The sequence below is a fragment of the Oceaniserpentilla sp. 4NH20-0058 genome, assembly GCF_040371755.1.
Lineage (GTDB): Bacteria > Pseudomonadota > Gammaproteobacteria > Pseudomonadales > Oceanobacteraceae > Bermanella.
In genome coordinates this window covers 74,084-92,965 of the sequence record NZ_BAABWE010000009.1, presented here as the reverse complement: position 1 = coordinate 92,965, position 18,882 = coordinate 74,084, and the positions used below count along the sequence as shown (strand labels likewise).

The following is an 18,882-nucleotide window of genomic DNA, read 5'->3' as shown; positions in this document are numbered from 1 at the left end:
ATCAATATTGCAGGTTCCTTGCCAAGTTATTAAATTCTTAAAAGTGCCTAAAATTGTCCCCTTCACGCCCAAGTTAAGATCACTTTTTAAGTAAATAGATGAATTTGATTAAATACCAATCAAAGTAGGTTTTATGCCTCATATTTTAATGGTTTCAAATGGTGCGCATAATTTTCATTATGATTTGATTTGGTGCTTTTTTTTGGGTTGTTTTGAAAATGCTTAAAACTGAATAATTAATAACATCAATAGGAATAAGGCCTTACAAAGAATGGAGCTATTTTATTTCGTTTTGATCTATTGGTACGCGCTTTGCTCATAGCCTTAATACTGAAACATCTACTCAACGAGAAATTATGATTCCTAACTTAAGTAAAGACATGATTGATATCATGCAGCAGCTTCGAAAACGGCTTCGTAGTGAGTTCGGTGTAGAGCTTAGGCTAAGTCAGGCTGATATTGTGCAAAACATATTAGAGTATGTTAGTAAAAGCCATGATCAGCGAACGCAACTGCTTTTTGCTGACCTAGAGGATATGATGGGCATTGACTTAATGCCTCGCTCTGCTGCTCAGATGGATGACAAACCTACCGCTAGCGGTAAGCGAGTATACAGGGGGCAAGTAATGCCTGACCCCATTCCTGCTGCTCGCAGAGATACACGGCCCAAACGCATTTATCGAGGACAAGTTGTGGCCTAACGCTTTTGCATGAAAACGGCTATGCTTAACAGCTATGGTCATATCAAAAGCTATCTCCAGTTATGGAACACGTTTTCTTGCAGCAGTGATCTCTGCTGTCATTATTTGGGCTGCCTTAAGCCAAGGTAGTTCAGCATCTGTTTTTACGCGTATCGAATATTTATTATACGATATTCGCTTTAATCTCTTTTTACCTATTACTAAACGCGAAAGCAGTGATCATAAAATTGCCATTATTGATATTGACGAGCAGTCCATTGTTAACGAAGGACGTTTCCCATGGAGTAGACAAAAAGTCGCCCATCTAATTGAACGTTTGGGAGAGGCTGGAGCGATTATCATTGCATTCGATGTGGTGTTTAGCGAAAAAGAAACGAACCCTGTTGAGCGAATTAATCAAACTGTCCCAGCTGACTGGCTGCAATCCATAGATACCGCTAAGTGGCAAGAAATATCTCAATTAGCCGACGCTGATGCCGTGATGGCTAAAGCGATGGGGCAAAATGACGTGGTGTTAGGTTTTTTCTTTCAAGACGAAGAAGCCTACCAAAATGGTCAGCTACCACCTTCGGTTTTTAGTGTTCCACAAGAGTGGCAAAATAAGTTAGTGGTTACACAGCGTCCGGGTTACACCGCCAATATACCGAGCCTGCAATCACATGCAGGTGGCGGTGGGTTCGTCACTATGTTTCCTGATTTTGACGGCACGGTTCGACGGGCACCGTTATTAATTCGTCATGGTGATCAACTGTACCCCTCTTTGGCATTAAGTGCCGCTATGCGTTATTTATTTATAGATTCTATTGAACCCAGTGTGGTGGAAGTGGGGGATGTGTTAGCGCTCACCCATGTGGCTGTGAGTGAAAAGCCTGCTCCGACCAGCCCTGCTGGATTTGTCTCTGTGCCATATCAAGGGCCCGCGTTTAGCTATCCCTATTATTCAGCAACCGATGTATTGCGCGGTAACCTTGAGCCGGGCGTGTTAGATGGTGCTGTGGTGTTTGTCGGCGCATCAGCCATTGGCTTAGCGGATTTAAGAAGTACTCCCATGGGGCCTCAATACCCGGGTGTTGAAGTACATGCCAATATTTTAGATGCCTTATTAAGCGGAGGTTTTCCACAAAAACCAGAGTGGCAGGCAGGTGCGGTTTTCTTACAGTTAATATTAATTGCGGTATTGATGATTGTGTTACTGCCAAAGTTAGGGCCGACGTTTATGTTGGTTGGTGGCTCGACCATTATTGTTTGCGTGATTTTATTTAACGGTTATTTGTGGTCGCTAGGTTTGGATTTGCCTATGGCTGGGGCGGTGATGCTTACGTTATTTTTAACGGCCACATTTATTACTGATGGCTTTTTAAAAGAGAGTGCAAGCAAGCGTATGCTCAAAGGTATGTTCGATCAATATGTGCCACCTGCGCATATTGATAAAATGTTATCAGACCCAGATTCCTATAGTTTTTCAGGTGAGAGTAAAGAGTTAACTGTATTGTTTAGTGATATTCGCAGCTTTACCAATATCAGCGAAACCCTTAATGCACAAGAATTAAAGCATATGCTAAATAGTTATTTCACCCCTATTACTAAAGAAATATTTGACCGAAATGGCACCATAGACAAATACGTAGGTGACATGGTTATGGCGTTTTGGGGGGCACCTATTGACGATGACAAGCATCGTGAGAACGCCGTGTTGGCGGCGTTGAATATGCAAAGAATTACTGAAGATTTAAAAGCAGAATTTAAAGAGCAGGGCTTACCTGAGGTGAATATCGGTGTGGGGGTGAACACAGGTCTTATGAATGTGGGCGACATGGGATCAAACTATCGCCGTTCTTATACTGTTTTGGGAGATGCGGTAAATTTGGGTTCACGCTTAGAAAGCATCACAAAGTTTTATGGGGCTAAAATATTAATTGGCGAAGATACCTATGACAACATCACGGGTTTTGTTTGCCGTTTTGTTGATCGCATACAGGTTAAAGGAAAAGAAGAAGCCATTAGAGTATACGAACCTTTGGGAGTTGAGGGGGAGGTTGAACAATCCACATTGGATGAAATCCAACAATACGATCAAGCATATTCGCTATACTTAAAACAAGATTGGGTTAAGGCCAGTGCTGCGTTTAGTCACCTATATGAACAAAATCCTCTTAAACTTTATCAAGTGTACATTGAACGCATAGCTGATCTGACTGAGCAAACTTTAGCGGATGATTGGGATGGCACCTTCAGGCACACCAGTAAATAACACCCCTAAACCCTCTGTTTTTCTCCTTTCCTCCATTATAGGCGCTTGGCTGATTTTGAGTGCTTGCGCCTTTTGGTGGTTTGAGTGGCGTTATTGGGGAGCGTATCCAAAACAACTTATTCAGTTTGATTCACAAGCAGTTGCTGATCTTTATCCTATACTTATGAAACATGGTATGAATCAGAAACTTGTCGTGCATTTTACTGATGCTAGTTGTCCGTGTGAGTCTTATCGAGTTGCCCATGTAGATAAATTAGAGCACATGCTAGACAGCAGTCATCAAGTTAATATCAATCCGGCTGAACAAACTCGATTACGCGTTAATATACCAGCAACCCCTGCCGTCGCCATTTGGGATGAAGATGGAGAGTTTGCATATTTTGGCCCTTACAGCAGTGGGATGACATGCGGAGCCGGACTCGATTTTATTGATTTGGTGTTTAATAAGTTGGCGGATGGGGTTAATCCAAGCTGGCTAAACACACAAGGTTATGGGTGCTTTTGTGCTTTGTAGGAGTGGTAAATGACATTATTAGATGAACACTACAAAAAAGCGGATAAAACCATGTTGTATGTGGTGTGTTTGGCATCAGCATACAGTTTAGGGTTGGCAACATGGCATAACACATGGGGGCAAGCGATTGTTATAGGCCTTGGTACATCTGCAGTGGCGTATTTATTGGTTAAGCAATTTCCAGGGCAGGTCTTGACTCGAATATTTATGGGGCTTGCATTAATGGTATTAACAGCGCTGCATGTGAATCAGGCTCACGGCATGATTGAGATGCATTTTGGTTTTTTTGCGTTTTTAGCATTACTGCTTTATTACCATGATTGGAAACCAATCATTGCGGCGGCGGGTTTAGTTGCCGTACATCACATAGGCTTGTTTTATGCTCAGCAATTGGGAAGCCCTGTTTATGTTTTGGAAGATGCAGGTCAAAGTTGGGGAGTGATTTTCTTACATGCCGGTTACTTGATTGTAGAAGCTGTTATTTTAGTGGTTATGTCTAAAAACATGTATGCCAGAGAAGTGGCAACGTTTGATTTACTTGACACGGTTTCAAAAATTAATCAAGACGATGCATTGCATCTTGACTACCGTTGTATGTCAGATCGACCTGTTAGTAAAACGTTTAATAGTTTTATTGATCAAATACAGCGTGTTGTGAAAAATATCGATACCTATGGCGGGACTTTGGATCAAGACAGTTTTAACTTAACCGACCTTATGGGGAAAAACTCACATCAACTGAAGCAGCAACATTCCGATTCACAGGCCATAGTGCAAGCTGTCACCGATTTATCTGATGCGATACAAACCATTACTCATAATGCCGAAGAAGTCTTGAAAAGTTCGAGTGAGGCTCAAGTCAGTCTTGAAAGCTGTAATCAAAAAAGCGAGCGTTCCAAGCAAAATATGAAGTTATTGGGTGGGCAGATTAATCATTCTATGACAACCATTGCTGACCTGGCTAAAGACAGTGAAAACATTGGTTCGGTATTGGACGTTATTCGCGGTATTGCTGAGCAGACCAATTTACTCGCTTTAAATGCGGCCATTGAGGCTGCTCGGGCTGGTGAGCAAGGTCGTGGTTTTGCAGTAGTAGCTGACGAGGTTCGTTCACTTGCTTCGCGAACACAAAATAGCACGCAAGAAATTCAAACGATGATCGAGAAACTTCAGCAAACCAGTAAAGAAACCGTCGATACTATGTCCAGTAGTCAGCAGACTATGGAACAATGTATAGAGGATACCGAGTCGACGAGTGCGGAATTAAAACAAGTGGTTTCGGCCATGAAAATTATTTTGCAAAAAAATCAATCCATCGCTCAAGCAACCTCAGACCAAGAGGATGTGATGCACAATATGACGAAAAGTGCGAGCGAAATGCAAATACTAAGTCAATCTAATACCGAGCAATTACTAGGTGTAAAAGCGGCTGCAGACTCGGTTCGAGAAGTGGCTGTTAAAATGAAAGATAATATAAAAGTGTTTAAGAGCTAGTGAAAAGCATAAAAAGCCCAATGATTGGGCTTTTAGTTTGAAATCAAAATTTCACGGCATTTAAGTATTGCACACCTAAACGGGCAGAAAGCCTAAAGCCCAATTGATTGCCTCGACTCCAAGCTCTTGCTGCATGAGGGCTTTGCGAGATGCAATACGGGTTTTTTGTGGTGAAAGTAGCCTTTAGGCCTTCATGAAACGCCTGTTGTTCGATGGCGGTGGTAAATTGATAGCTTTTCCCTGTATACATTTTAATGCTCCTGCTTAAAGGTGATGGCCTTAGTATTGTTATCGGACAATACCCGCAAGACTTTACTGTTTTTTTGTGCTTAATATGGTTGAATTCGTTTTTAATACACAGTGTTTCAGATCATATTGATTGCCTGACAATTTTAAATAGGCAATATGTAATCTGACTTAGAAATAGATACCGCTATGACCATTGAAATCCTGGCTGGAGCTAAAGCTCTTCATCACATACAAAACAAAGGTTTACAGCCTCAAGATATTGAATTAATGGTAGGAGCCAGTGGTGGCCCTAAATGGTTAATCCTTTCCCGTTTAGATCAGTACTTAGCAGAGCATTTTTTACCTAAAGCAACTCAATCTATTGATTTAGTCGGCTCTAGTATCGGTTCTTGGCGTATGGCTTGCTACGCCCAAAAAGATCCATTAGCCGCATTTAAGGCCTTTGAATCCATATACATGCATCAACGTTATGAAACGTTGAATCCTCAAGAAATCACTGAGTTCGTCAATTTAGTTCTTGATACCATATTTGATGACGAGCAATCTGAATTTATTGTTACTAATGAAAAGCGCCGTTTACATGTGGTGGCTGTGCGTAATCGTTTTTTGATGAATGGGCGCAGTAACGTGAGCCAAACATTGGGTTTGTTAACCGCCGCTACTGGTAACTTATTGTCGAGTAAAGTGGTCGAAGCTCTATACCCGCGAGTATTAATCTCACAGGGTGGTAGTCATGCACCATATCATGAGCGTCCAGAAATTATTGAGCTAGGTGTACATAATCTTCATGGGGCGCTAGTGGCATCTGGAGCTATTCCTATGGCTTTAGAGCCTATCAAAGTGGCTGGCGGTAAAGATCGTTGGCATTGGGATGGTGGCATGGTGGATTATCATTTTGCCGGTCCTTTTAATGCTCAAAAGGGGTTAGTTTTTTATCCTCATTTCTCACCTAAAGTGGTGCCGGGCTGGTTTGATAAAGCCATTCCATGGCGTCGTGCAAAAGCGAAAAATTATGAAAACGTGGTCATGGTTGTCCCAAGTCAGAAATTTATAGATTCGCTTCCTTACGGAAAAATTCCCGATCGTAAAGACTTTATTAAAATGGACGACATACAACGGGAGTCGTACTGGCAGAATGTACTTTCAGCAACAGATCGCTTAGTGGCTGATTTCCATCAAAAATGGCATAAAGATCAATTTGCCAGTGCAGTGAAACCAATAGAAGTGATTCTATAAGTTATTTAAGGGCAGTGTAACCATCACACAGAGCCCTTGAGGTGTATTATGAGTGGCTTGTATATTGCCACGGTGCAATTCAATAGCACGTTTGCTAATCGCTAGACCCAATCCGTGTCCACCGCTGCTTCTTTCCCGTGCTTGGCTGATTCGATAAAACGGTTTAAAGATTTCTTCTAGCTTATCTGTGTCTACCCCTGGCCCGTTGTCTAGGCATGTGATTATTAAGGCGTTGTTATTTATCTCTGAAGTCACCTTAATGTGTTGATCGCCTTGATGATAGTACTGAGCATTTTTAAGGATGTTTTCTAAAGCACTGCGTAATAATTGTGTATTGCCAGATATATTAGGCCCCGTTTCATGCTGGATGACGAGCTCAATAGGTTTGTCTTTATGGGTAAAGCTCAAATCATGACAAATGGACTTGAGCAGTTGATTAATATCGATAGTATCCTGCAATGCCAGTGACGGATCGAGTTCATAAGCGGGTAAATTTAGCAATGTATTAATAATGGTATTAAGTTGATTACATTCTTTTTCAATGCGCATCATGTCAACTTGATCATCAGGAATTTTAAGTCGTTTCTTGCATAACTCTAATGCTAGTTGAAGCCGAGCCACTGGACTGCGTAGTTCATGACTAATATCTTGAATCAAATGTTTATGAGATGACATGGTTCTATCCAGCTTATCTGCCATGTCATCAAAGTCTTGAGCCAGTAATGACATTTCCCCCCTTCCAGATTTAATATCATCCTGCACACGGATAGATAGGTCTCCCGCTGATAGCTTCTGAGTTGCTTGCCGTAAATGAGAGATGGGCTTCATTATGTAAAGGGCTAAGAGATAACTGATAAGCCCGCTAATTAAACAAGCTGAGATAACAAACCCTAGCCATTGGTCTGCAATAACATGGTGAAGTGGTGGTTTATTATGGGGGCTTTTTACTAAGATATTAACTGTTTTTCCACTTGGTAATAAAAGCTGGCGACCTACAAATACAAAACCTCTGCGAACTTTATGAATGAACGGACTGGTAGACGATAGATTTTTATTGATCTTAGCCAATGCCGGCGGTAATGATCGTTTAAGTATTTCTTGGCCATGATTAATAACAAATAGACGCTTGATTTCTCGATCCTTCTGAATTGCAAACCAAGACTGAACGTCAATATATTCGTCACTCAGTAGTTTGAGTGTGAGGGTTTGAGCAATTTTAATAGGAGGGAATTCATGTGGCTCGTGTTCATCATCGTTTTGGCTGATAAAGATGATGACCATTGCAATGACAACTAAAATCAAAGTAAGCCAAAAGCTAAAAAGTATGCGCCCCGTTAATCCAAACATAAGTTATTCAGGCTTGAGCAGGTAACCTGCTCCTCGTTGATTAATGATAACGTCACTTTGGGCCCCTGCTTCGATTAGTTTTTTGCGCAAGTTACTAACATGTACATCAATACTTCGGTCATATCGAGTTAAAGCCCTACCTAATGCCTCTTCACATAGGGTTTCCTTTGTCACAATTTCTCCAAATCGGCTATGTAATGACTCAAGGGTCTTAAATTCTGCGCCCGTTAATTTAAGGATTTGGCCTTTATATTTGGCCTCAAGTCGACGAGTATCCACACTGAAATGACTGGATTGAGGTGAGGTGGTTTGGGTATTAAGTGAGCGCCGTAAAATCGCGTTAATTCGTGCGAGTAGCTCTCTAGGGTTGCACGGCTTAGGGACATAATCATCAGCACCTAACTCTAAACCAAGAATGCGGTCAACATCATCACCTTTGGCGGTTAGCATTAAAACAGGCGTCATGATGTTGGATTGGCGCATTTGTTTTAGCACCTCAACACCATTCATATTAGGTAGCATTACATCCAGAATAATGAGCTCATATTGACCATTTTTAGCCATTTCTAAGCCTTGGTTTCCGGTGTATGCTGCTTCTATCTGGAAGTTTTCAGCTGTGAGGTACTCACACAAAAGCTCAGATAGGTCATGGTCGTCGTCAATTAGTAATATAGTATTCATGGTGACATTTTTATCTGCATATGGACTTATATCAAGCAAGTAGTCTGGGCTTTACCCTACTTTACGCTTTCTTATCCCAACTTGACCTATTCTCGAGTAGAATCTTTAGGTAGTTGCTTAAATCAATCAAGAGGAATACTTAATGAAAATTAAACAACCGGTTATTCAACTTCTAAGCGTATTATCATTATTATTGATATTTGGCATGAATGCGAATGCATTTGAAGGCAAAATGGGTAAACGTTTTGTCAAAGAACTTGATTTAACCCCTGCCCAGCAGAAGAAGGTTGAAAGCATTAAACAAAGCCAAATGGATAATAGGGCTGAAAACAAAGAAAAATTCAAGGCCCTTAAGAAAAAGAAACGTGAGTTACTTGCAAATTACTCTGACTCAAAAGCGAAAGAAATTGCTGAAGAGTCATCAAAATTACATAAAGAAAAAATGATCAAACGTCTAAAAACTCAAAATGAGATTTACCAGATTTTAGATGATCGTCAAAAAATTCTTTATCAAGCTATGTTAGAGAAAAAATCAAACCATAAAGGGAAGGGTAAACATGGTAAACGCCATGAAAAGGGTGGCCATAAGCCTAAAAATCATTCTCACTAATTTTAGTAAAAACATTTAATTAAAAACCTGATTGATCCATTGGATTGATCAGGTTTTTTTATAATTGTCATTTAATATCGCTTGTTTTAATCTATCCGTTTAGAACCTCATAAGAGTCTTAACTATGAAAGAACCTCTTGCTATCCAATATTATTCTGACGTGCTTTGTGTTTGGGCATGGATTGCACAAAGACGCATAGAGGAACTAAAAAATACATTTGGAAACTCAATTGAATTTAATTATCACTATGTTGATATATTTGGTGACGTGCCCAATAAAATGAGTACTTCGTGGCATGAAAAGGGAGGATATTCAGGTTTTGCAAATCATGTAAAAGAAAGTGCTTCTCAATATGATGCCGTTATTCACCCTGATGTATGGACTAAAACAAAACCTACGACATCAGCTAATTCTCATTTATATATAAAAGCCGTTGAGCTTAGTTATGATTCAAATGAAGCAATTAATTTTTCTCTGCTCGTGCGTAAGTATTTTTTTGAACAAGCAAAAGATATTTCTGATTTGAATGTACTTTCTGAATTAGCAAAATCCCATTGTTTAGATCCTCAAAAAATAGACGAAAAAATTGTAAATGGCTTAGCAATGGCAAGCTTAATGAGCAATTATCAAATGGCCGGACAAAAAGGCATAAAAGGAAGCCCATCTTATGTAATTGATGGCGGTCGTCAGACTTTGTATGGCAATGTTGGGTATCGAGTACTTAATGCCAATATAGAGGAAATGCTAAAACAGCCGCAATTTGAAGCCAGTTGGTGTTAATTAAATTCTTTATATTCATATTCAGAGGCTAATTTCAAGCCTCTAGGCCTAAGTCCACATTCATATTTTGTCTATATTTTATTCATAAAAAAGAAGTAAACCTTTCACATTTTATTTATCTCTCTGTCATTTTTCATCTTTAGTTTACCCACCAGGAAATGATTCCTAAATTCAGAATTAGAAGGGCATGATGATGGGTAATATAAAAAAACCTTTAGCCAGTGCAATTATGCTGGCAACACTTGGCATGTTAACGGCATGTGGTTCAGACGGTGATGAGGGTATCTCTGGCCGTAATGGCGTTGATGGTACAAACGGACTAAATGGAACAGATGGTATTGATGGCCTAAATGGCACTGACGGAAGTAACGGCTCAAATGGAGCAGATGCAGGTCTAATGACGGCAGGACTGACACGTCTTGCAACTGTACCCGCTGGCGCCGAGGTGACCGGTGCATTTTTAACGCAGCAAGGTGATTTATTTTTTAATGTTCAGCATCCGTCAGATGCTAACTTAGAAACAGACAAAGACGATAAAGTTTTTAACAAAGGTACTGTAGGTGTACTAAAAGGGGTGAATATAAATAATTTACCTAAAAACTTAATTTCATCGCCTGTGCCTCAGAGTACAAAAGAGCGCCAAACGGTTGTATCAGCATATGGTGAGTATCAAGTTATTGCACAAACCGGAGACACGTTCAGTGGTGGCTTACCAAATGGACTAGGTGTGGTTTACGATAAAAACGGAACCGCTGAAGTGGTTACCATTGATGATCCTGATTTTAATGGGTTTGTGGAAACTGCGGAAAATGAAGGTTACTTATTCACAAACTGGGAATCAATTCCTGGGGGTATGAGTCGTTTAAAAGTTAACAAAACCAATGCAGGTTGGGTTGTTGATAACTCTGATGTAATGATGTTGGACTTTGGTGATTGGGGAACAATAGCAAACTGCTTTGGCTCTGTTTCACCTTGGGGTACACCACTTACTTCAGAAGAGTGGGGCAACTTTGGCGATTCAACTCACCTTTGGGATGACTTAAGTGCTGACGATTCTTATGGTAACCGTGATGCATTAAAAGCATATATGGACCCAACCAATTCATCTCCTAACGTCGTGCCAAATACATATCGTCTTCACTATATTGTTGAAATCGAAGATGCTATCTCTGCAAACCCTACCCCAGTTAAGCGTTATGCAATGGGTCGATTTGAACACGAAAACTCAATTGTTATGCCTGACCGTAAAACCGTATATCTTTCACAGGATAATACAAACGGTGTGATGTTTAAGTTTGTTGCGGATGTGGCAGAAGACTTAAGTGCAGGTACATTGTATGGCGCAAAATTAACTCAAGATACCGGTAGTACAGAGCCACAAACTACAGGGTTTGATATTACATGGATTGAACTGGCCCATGGTTCTGATGCTGAAATAGAAACTTGGATTGCTCAGTACGATGCAATTGAATATCACGATGGTGGGGATACTTCATATCTAACGGATGCTGACGCACAAGCTTGGGCAGATGGAGCCGCGAATTATCCAACAGTGGCAAACGGTGGTGGTAAAGTGACTGCTGAGCAAGCAATGGATAACAGAATAGCTTTCCTTGAGTCTCGTAAAGCTGCTCGTGCTAAAGGCGCGACAGCCGAGTGGCGTAAATTTGAGGGCATTTACGTTAACCAAAAACGTGCAGAAGAAGCGGTTGAAGGTACTGATTTAGTATCTGGTGAAGATGTTGACCAAGCATTCGTATATTTTGCTATTGCTGATATGGATAAAGGAATGATTGACGATGAGGGTGATATCCAACTTTCAGCTCGTGTGAAAGATTGTGGCGGCGTATACCGTATGCCATTGCTTGCAGGATATGACGTAGCACGCATCGAACCCGTTGTTATGGGGTCGACTTATCGTTCTAGTTTAACTGGTGCGGAACGTTGTGATGTAAACGCTCTTTCTCAGCCTGATAACGTCATCGTTATGGATGATGGTCGTATTATTATCGGTGAAGATGGCTTCCAAGAAAACAATACACTTTGGATCTACAACCCAAAAGTAAATGATTAATTGATAGTTTGAATTAGTCATAAAAATGTAAGAGGGGTGGCTTAGGCTGCCTCTCTTATAATATTTATCAAGGTGTAGAAGATGAAACGTTTGAGTTTAATTGGACTACTTTTATTACAAGTAGCTTGCAGTAATGAAGCACCGTCTCTTGAAGTGTTTACGTCAGTTCAAGCAAATGAAATAGCTGCTTTGGAATATGAAAAACATGGAGAGATATATAACCCAGAAGCGGTCATTCCTCCCCAGTGTTACACCAAAACAGAGGGGAAACATAATCCTTGTTATGTTTGTCACCAATCATATAAAGAACAAGATAGATCAAATTTAATGAATGATGGAGGCTTACAAGGTAGTTATGATTTTTCTGATGTAGGTTTAACAAATAGTTGGAAAAATCTATTTATTGACAGAAGTGAAAAGATAAAAAATATCAGTGATCACGAAATCTTAACGTATATTAATCAAAATAATTACTCAGATCTTATTACATGGATGAAAACGGATGAATGGAGTGGTGTCGTTCCTGAAATTAAAGATTATGAATATGGTGCTCAAGCATTTGGAGAAAATGGCTTAGCAAAAGATGGTTCTATGTGGGTGGCATTTAATTATAAACCAATGCCTAGTACGTTTTGGCCTACCAATGGATCAACAGATGATGTCGCAATACGTTTGCCAAAAGCGTTCTATCAAATCAGTTCTGAAACGAACATAGATGTGTACTTTATCAATCTTGCATTGCTCGAAATATCAATACTAGACTTACCGCACACGACAACAAACCCCATTAACGAAGTGGAATTGAATATTGATATAGACCTTAACGGTGTATTAGAAGAAAAAGTAACAAATGTAGTTCGCCGACCATTTTATGTGGGTGATGCAAATACCATATCTTTAGGTCATATGTTGTACCCGAAAGGTACGGAATTTATTCACAGTGTTCGCTATTTAGGTGTGAATGATTCAGGAGATATTAGTGTCGCGCCGAGAATGAAAGAATTACGCTACATGAAAAAACATACTCTATACCCACTGAGTCGTATTCGACAAACTTACTATAAAGAGTCTAAAGAAAAACATTTCGAAAACCTACCTAGGGTATCTGATTTTCAAGATAGAGGTATTGCCAATGGTTTTGGTTGGATGATTTGGGGATTCATTGAAGATGAAAAAGGAGACTTACGTCAACAAAACAAAGAAGAGCAGTTTTTTTGTGCGGGTTGCCATAAAACCATTGGTACGACCATTGATCATACTTTTTCATTTCCTAGAAAATTAACAGGTGCCAAAGGGTGGGGGTATATAGACCTGAAAGTACTTAATGATGCTCCTAATAAGGGAGAGAGCATGGGTGAGTATCAGACTTATATGTCACGAGTAAGTGGGGGGGATGAATTTAGACAGAATTCAGAAATGTTAGATAAATGGTTTAAAAAAGATGGCTCTATTCATCATGAAAAAATTGAAGCAATTTCGTCAATTTATGAACTAATAACCCCATCAAAGCAGCGTGCATTGGACTTAAATAAAGCCTATAAAACCATTGTTGAGGAGCAAAGTTATATTTTTGGTCGTGAACCTATGCTTTCTAAAAGTACGAATATCTTTAAAGAAGTGGATGCTGATGTGTCGCCACTACAGAAAGAGCATCGATATGCTTGGGATATTAGACTAGATTGGGACCAATGAGTGTAAATAGCGATGAGTGATATTTATGTGTTTTTTCTTGCCAGTACAGTAATGGCATTAGGCATAGGTCTTGATGCGGCTTTGGCAATATTTATACGCTCAGCGCAACTTAGCAGTAAAAAGCAAAAAGTATTTTGGGTAGTTGGTGTATCGGCTACCCATACTTTATTTCCTATGCTTGGCTATTTGTTGACGTATTTTGGCCTTCAAGTATTCCCTTTGATAACACCAATAATTGGTATTATGGCGTTTATCTTGGTTGCTCATTTTATTTTTAATGAGTTAACTCAGAATTCGGAGGACTCGGAGCAGTCACAGGGTTGGTTAACATTTGGCTTGATTATGGCAGTAAGTTGGGATGCGTTGTGGTCTGGCCCTGCAAAGTCTGCACAGGTGGTAGATTGGTCTACGTTAATGATTTGGTTATCCTTTCTATGGGTTGGAATGCTAGTCAGTGGACTATGTATTTTGAGCTGTATCCTTGCTAATAAAGTTTCGGTTGTATCGTTAGAGAATACAAAATATATCCACTGGATTACATGGTTGCAGTTCAGCGTGATCGGTTATTTTGGTTTGTTGGCTTTTTTCCGCTATACACTTTCGATTTCTTGGAATGAAGAATATGTCTTTTTATTAAGTGCATTGCTTATTTATATACTAATGAAACTTAATAAAACGGAATATAATCAAGCTATAAGAGCTTAATAGTTTCTGACTTTTACCGGCACTTCTTCACCTGCTGCATTGGTTAGAAGCCAACCTCGAATGCGCCTAGAAATCATATTGTCGGTATTATTTAGATTGTATTTAACAGCAGGTAAATAAATTTGTTGATACTTCTTATTTTGCTTTCGCTTAATAGAACCTTTACGTGCTTTGCTTAATCGTAATTGTTCTGGCGAGTCTTGGGTAATAATATCCAGCATGGGAATATCAAGTTCAGCGAGAGTTTCATTTAAGTCTATTTCTGGGTATTGGCTTTCTTTGGCGTCAATTAAAATTAAAGCGTAACCGATTTTATTTCCATTTAATCTTGCTTGTAACATTTTAGCGGCCCAATTAGCACTTAAACCATTAGCTATTATAGCGGTATTAAATTGCCCCATGGTATTAAGTGAATTTAAACCATCTTCTGTGCGTTGAATCATATTTTCTATAAAAATATCTTCTGTTGGTATTACTGGTTGTTTTAGTACTGATTGAGGAATGGGCGGTACAAAATCCGGTACGTCATTGATGTTTTCAGCTACTGCATCTAATGGGTCCGCTAATTCATTAGGTGTATTCGGATTTTCGCTGGTGTTTGATACTTCATTATTGTTTAAGTTGTCTGTTAGTTCATTGCTATCTGTAGGGTTAGGCTCTGCTGTGTTTTCTGATTGTTGGTTTTCTGCTTGTTGGTTTTCTGCATTGGGATCTAGTGTATTTGCATCAGTGGTTACTTGGTCGGCCTGTGATTCAGCAAGTTGTAATGGCTCAATTTTGGGAAGCGGCTTTTTGATATAACTGTTATAAAATATGCTCAAGGTATTCCATCCATAATCAGGTAAATACTCTCTGATAGGTGTGACGGTATTAGGCCAATGGGCGTGCTGCTCAATATCATGAAGAATCAACACCCCACCTTGCGGCATTCCGGTATTTTCCGGTAAATATAGGCCGCTCATATTGCCGTTTTTACCGACAATTTCGATAAGCTCATTCTCACGTTGAAAGCTCTTCAAGTAACGAATAACGTCCTGATTTCTTTCCTTTGCTTTATCTGGCGTGACGTATTCTTTAGGGGGAGAAATTTCCTTAGCGGGTTCTGGAGTATTTACTACTGCATCTTGAGAGTCTGGCGAGGGCGTTTCGGCCTCGTCGGCGGCAAAAAGTAATATTGCATGGGTTAAACCCATTACCATCATAAGAAGTTTGAACATGGAAATATAATCAGTGGCTCTGTTTAATTAGGTAATACAAGAGCTGTGCCAGATAGGATTAATAGGCTTAGCCCAAGTAGTTGGTTACAAGTCGACTATGATTTGATCGTTTTCAATTGTGAACGGGATGCTTTGAAGAGCTTGATCTAAGCAAGGGCCACTGATGCAATATCCATCTTCAATACGAAATAACGCCCCATGCATGGAACACATAATGAGGCTATCACTACTATCTAAAAATTGATCGGGCACCATTTCTAATTGTATGCCCAAATGGGGGCAGCTGTTTTTATAGATGTGAATTTTACCGTATTTTTTTACAGCAAAGATCAATTGTTGGTTTATGGTAAAACCTTTGCTGTGATTGTCTGAAATGTCATTAAGGTGGCAAAGGACGGGCATAATAATTTTTTATATGGTCAGGGAGGGTTAATCTTATCAGGTTAAGCTATTCGGTTCATATAAACTAAAAAAGAACATCCCCTTCATCCTGATTATCTTTGGTTTGGGGTGACATGAGTTGTAGTTCATCGTTGAGATTTTCTAGGTATTTAATCAATGTAATGCTTTCTTGTTCCATTTTACTTAAGCTGGCTAGCTTATCTTTTGAAGACCCTTTAGAGGCTGAATATAAAGCGTCGTATGCGTTTTTATGTAAATTAATTAAATGTTTTTCTATATTTTGATAGTTTTGTAAATGGCTAAAAGTACTTTTACCTAAACCATCGTAATACCAGCGACCAAAACGTCCGCCACTATGGTCCCTAACCATTAGAATTTTTTCATCGTCGGGACTTTCAGTGGCAATAAACTCATATACTCGGGATTTAAAAGACAGCAAACTTAACATAGCTACTTGTATGTAGCTTTCATTGGTACTGCGGTTAATGATGTTATTCATGTCTTTACTAAGGTCGGTAATTAACTTTACCGAAGACTCAATAGTAGAGGTGGTATCTTGCAAGTCTGTAGTGCCTTTTTTAATGGTATCAATACCTTGATCTACTTGCTTGATATACCCAGTGGTGGTTTGAATGATTCCGCTGATTTCTTGTGTTGTGGAGCTGGTTTGTCCCGCTAGGGTACGTACCTCATCGGCGACAACGGCAAAACCTCGGCCTTGCTCTCCTGCGCGGGCGGCTTCAATGGCGGCGTTTAACGCAAGTAAATTAGTTTGATCACTAATACCTTCAATTTGGTTTACGCATGCATTAATTTTTTGTGCTGATTGATTCAGATTTGCCATATTGGAGCTAGTTGCTGATGCTCTTTGGTTTATGTCGGAAAGATTTTTTCCAACTTGTTGCAATATGACGGTTATTTGATCAAAAGTAGCTTCACTGTCTTTAAGGCGGGTACGTTCAGCACCTAATGACTCGGCATTTTGACTAACTAGGTTGTGAATATCATTAACACTGTGGATACTTTTAAATAAAAGAGCGTTTAAATCGTCTTGCTCGCTGGCCATATCACCAATGTGATTTTTTAGCTCATCAGCAGCGACTTTACTCAACTCAGCATTTTCTAGCTGAACTTTAAGGGACTCTATTTGTTGTGTCAGCGCCTTAATCTCAGCATCTTGCTGGGGTTGTTGTTGAGTTGAAAACCAAGCCATGAGATTACCAAATAATTAGTTCTCTATTAACTTTAGCCTAGGAAGGGGTTATGACAAGTGCATTCTATTTTTCGCTTGTTACGCTACTAGGTTGTTTTTCTTGAGTTTTTTGATCATCACTAGCTGTGTCATCTAAAAACTGTTTAGCTTTAGAGAAGTCCACAGAGAATGAGATCTCCATGGCTTCTTTACTTGGACGCACTCCGCAACCTGTGCCTGTAACTGGCATGGCTGCGGCAGTTCCTGGTTTTTTACTCATGGTTATTTGATCCGGTGCTTTTCGCGGGTTTCTTGCTTTTTACGTTCACTCTTACGCAGCATCACATAAACCGCTCCTGTACCACCGTGCTGAGGTTGGGCGCTGTGAAAGGCAATGACGTCTTCAAATTCTCTGAGCCATTTATTGGTCCAGCTTTTCAAAAGGGCAGGAACCGCTTCTTTTTCACCCTTACCATGCAGGATAATCACATTACGCAGATCGTATTTCATGGCGTCTTCTATGAAGCGAAATACCTCAGTGCGGGCTTGATCTACAGTACGTCTATGTAGGTCTAAGCGGGCATCCAGCTGGTATTTACCTAATCGGAACTTGCGATAAACCCCTTCTTGAACCCCTGAATTTTTATACTCGATAATGTCATATGGCTGCACCATATCCACATAGCTGTCACTGAGATGATTTGTGTCATCTTGATTATCTGTAATCGCAGCCTGACGGCGCTGGGCCAGAGTTAATGAGTCCTTTTGAGACTTCTTAAGAATGACTTTAGGCTCCACCTTTAGCGGGGTAACGTCCCCAATGGCGGCTTTAAATTCTGAGAAATCGTCCATTGTTAGCCCCCTTATATGGTTAATTCCTGAGTATTATACGCAACTTTGGGCATTTAGGATGACCTAAGGAAGCAATAACATTGGGTCTATACGGGCATTGTTTAAACTTACCGACCAATGTAAATGAGGCCCTGTTACACGTCCTGTGGCCCCAACTTTACCAATTGGCTGTCCTTTTTTGAGTGTATCGCCTATTTCTACCTCAATTTCACTTAAGTGACAAAACATGCTGATTAAGCCTTGGCCGTGATCCACATAGACCGCATTACCATTGAAAAAGAAGTCTCCAGTTAGCACTACCTTACCGCGTGAAGGCGATAAAATCGGGGTGCCAGTGGGGGCCGCGATATCTAGGCCGCTGTGAGGATTGCGAGGCTCGCCATTAAAAAAGCGCTTTAAGCCAAATGGACTGGAATAGGGGCCATCAACGGGTTTGATGAAGCTTAAATCCATAGGTGTGTTTTCAAATACCTTAAATACTGCTTGAGCGCGCTTCTTTTCTCCGCGATGACGTTTTAAATCGGCCTCTGAAAGGTCAATGTGTTTGCGGGTTTTAAGGGTGATGTGCTGCTCTTCATATTGTTTATCGGTAACTGTAAAAGGATATCGCTTGCCCTGACTGACAATAAAGTGCTCACCTGTCTTGGTGGAAAGTTTGAGTCCGGCTACTGCAAACCATGTTTGATTGTGCTGAATAACGGCAATGGGTTTTTTATTATAAAAGGCTTGGGGCTGGGTCTCTTTTGCGTCTTGCAGCGGTATCACGGCAATGCCTCCCGGAACCAAGCTCGATTGTGGCAAGCTGTGGGTATTGCTTATGAGTAAGGTACTGCACAGTAAGACTGTAAATAGAGTGCTTAGACGCTTGAAAATAAGTTGCATGT

The 18,882-nt window shown here is 40.2% G+C and carries 19 protein-coding genes; 10 read left to right on the top strand and 9 right to left on the bottom strand.

The genetic code is table 11. From position 1 onward, the window contains the following. The first annotated feature begins 356 nt into the window (after positions 1-356). From ABWV45_RS12465 to ABWV45_RS12450, 4 genes are all read left to right on the top strand, one after another. Positions 357-701 (top strand): hypothetical protein, encoded by a 345-nt coding sequence (locus ABWV45_RS12465; RefSeq protein WP_353352037.1) that lies wholly within the window; start codon positions 357-359, stop codon positions 699-701. A gap of 34 nt (positions 702-735) precedes the next feature. Further along, positions 736-2,952, top strand: a complete 2,217-nt coding sequence (locus ABWV45_RS12460; protein WP_353352036.1) for a CHASE2 domain-containing protein — start codon at positions 736-738, stop codon at positions 2,950-2,952. Between the two features lie 175 nt (positions 2,953-3,127). Further along, positions 3,128-3,466, top strand: coding sequence for a DUF6436 domain-containing protein (locus ABWV45_RS12455; RefSeq protein ID WP_353352035.1), 339 nt, complete (start codon positions 3,128-3,130; stop codon positions 3,464-3,466). Between the two features lie 9 nt (positions 3,467-3,475). After that, positions 3,476-4,960: a methyl-accepting chemotaxis protein gene (locus tag ABWV45_RS12450; protein WP_353352034.1), complete on the top strand. Its 1,485-nt coding sequence runs from the start codon at positions 3,476-3,478 to the stop codon at positions 4,958-4,960. Positions 4,961-5,003: 43 nt separating this feature from the next. On the opposite strand, the gene ABWV45_RS12445 is transcribed toward ABWV45_RS12450, so the two are convergent. After that, positions 5,004-5,210 carry a hypothetical protein gene (locus ABWV45_RS12445; RefSeq protein ID WP_353352033.1) on the bottom strand — a complete coding sequence of 69 codons (207 nt, stop codon included), beginning with the start codon at positions 5,208-5,210 and terminating at the stop codon, positions 5,004-5,006. Positions 5,211-5,395: 185 nt separating this feature from the next. Between ABWV45_RS12445 and ABWV45_RS12440 the strand changes: the two genes are divergently transcribed. Next, a complete protein-coding gene (locus tag ABWV45_RS12440; protein ID WP_353352032.1) occupies positions 5,396-6,445 on the top strand; it encodes a patatin-like phospholipase family protein in 1,050 nt (349 codons plus the stop codon). Here ABWV45_RS12440 and ABWV45_RS12435 read toward each other — a convergent pair. Further along, a complete protein-coding gene (locus ABWV45_RS12435) occupies positions 6,440-7,792 on the bottom strand; it encodes an ATP-binding protein (RefSeq protein WP_353352031.1) in 1,353 nt (450 codons plus the stop codon). The two genes, ABWV45_RS12440 and ABWV45_RS12435, sit on opposite strands and share 6 nt — an antisense overlap. Before the next feature lie 3 nt (positions 7,793-7,795). Continuing rightward, positions 7,796-8,473, bottom strand: coding sequence for a response regulator transcription factor (locus ABWV45_RS12430; RefSeq protein WP_353352030.1), 678 nt, complete (start codon positions 8,471-8,473; stop codon positions 7,796-7,798). A 142-nt stretch (positions 8,474-8,615) separates the two neighbouring features. On the opposite strand from ABWV45_RS12430, the gene ABWV45_RS12425 reads away from it, so the two are divergent. The 5 genes from ABWV45_RS12425 to ABWV45_RS12405 all read left to right on the top strand — a co-directional run bounded on the left by ABWV45_RS12425 (position 8,616) and on the right by ABWV45_RS12405 (position 14,335). Next, a complete protein-coding gene (locus tag ABWV45_RS12425; protein WP_353352029.1) occupies positions 8,616-9,083 on the top strand; it encodes a Spy/CpxP family protein refolding chaperone in 468 nt (155 codons plus the stop codon). A gap of 124 nt (positions 9,084-9,207) precedes the next feature. Continuing rightward, complete coding sequence (locus ABWV45_RS12420; protein WP_353352028.1) at positions 9,208-9,864, top strand: DsbA family oxidoreductase; 657 nt, start codon at positions 9,208-9,210, stop codon at positions 9,862-9,864. A 193-nt stretch (positions 9,865-10,057) separates the two neighbouring features. Further along, on the top strand, positions 10,058-11,938 hold the full coding sequence (locus ABWV45_RS12415) for an alkaline phosphatase PhoX (protein ID WP_353352027.1): 1,881 nt from the start codon (positions 10,058-10,060) through the stop codon (positions 11,936-11,938). A gap of 81 nt (positions 11,939-12,019) precedes the next feature. Next, on the top strand, positions 12,020-13,630 hold the full coding sequence (locus ABWV45_RS12410; RefSeq protein WP_353352026.1) for an Aq_1262 family (lipo)protein: 1,611 nt from the start codon (positions 12,020-12,022) through the stop codon (positions 13,628-13,630). A gap of 12 nt (positions 13,631-13,642) precedes the next feature. After that, positions 13,643-14,335, top strand: coding sequence for a hypothetical protein (locus ABWV45_RS12405; protein ID WP_353352025.1), 693 nt, complete (start codon positions 13,643-13,645; stop codon positions 14,333-14,335). Here ABWV45_RS12405 and ABWV45_RS12400 read toward each other — a convergent pair. The 6 genes from ABWV45_RS12400 to ABWV45_RS12375 form a co-directional block, all read right to left on the bottom strand. Further along, complete coding sequence (locus ABWV45_RS12400) at positions 14,332-15,552, bottom strand: DUF3530 family protein (protein ID WP_353352024.1); 1,221 nt, start codon at positions 15,550-15,552, stop codon at positions 14,332-14,334. The genes ABWV45_RS12405 and ABWV45_RS12400 overlap by 4 nt on opposite strands. Positions 15,553-15,636: 84 nt before the next feature. Beyond that, a complete protein-coding gene (locus ABWV45_RS12395; RefSeq protein WP_353352023.1) occupies positions 15,637-15,954 on the bottom strand; it encodes a Rieske (2Fe-2S) protein in 318 nt (105 codons plus the stop codon). 64 nt (positions 15,955-16,018) lie between these two features. Next, on the bottom strand, positions 16,019-17,167 hold the full coding sequence (locus ABWV45_RS12390; RefSeq protein WP_353352022.1) for a methyl-accepting chemotaxis protein: 1,149 nt from the start codon (positions 17,165-17,167) through the stop codon (positions 16,019-16,021). Positions 17,168-17,231: 64 nt separating this feature from the next. Beyond that, positions 17,232-17,426 (bottom strand): hypothetical protein, encoded by a 195-nt coding sequence (locus tag ABWV45_RS12385; protein ID WP_353352021.1) that lies wholly within the window; start codon positions 17,424-17,426, stop codon positions 17,232-17,234. A gap of 2 nt (positions 17,427-17,428) precedes the next feature. Continuing rightward, on the bottom strand, positions 17,429-17,998 hold the full coding sequence (smrA, locus tag ABWV45_RS12380; protein ID WP_353352020.1) for a DNA endonuclease SmrA: 570 nt from the start codon (positions 17,996-17,998) through the stop codon (positions 17,429-17,431). 63 nt (positions 17,999-18,061) lie between these two features. Next, positions 18,062-18,880, bottom strand: coding sequence for a peptidoglycan DD-metalloendopeptidase family protein (locus ABWV45_RS12375; RefSeq protein WP_353352019.1), 819 nt, complete (start codon positions 18,878-18,880; stop codon positions 18,062-18,064). Positions 18,881-18,882 lie beyond the last annotated feature (2 nt).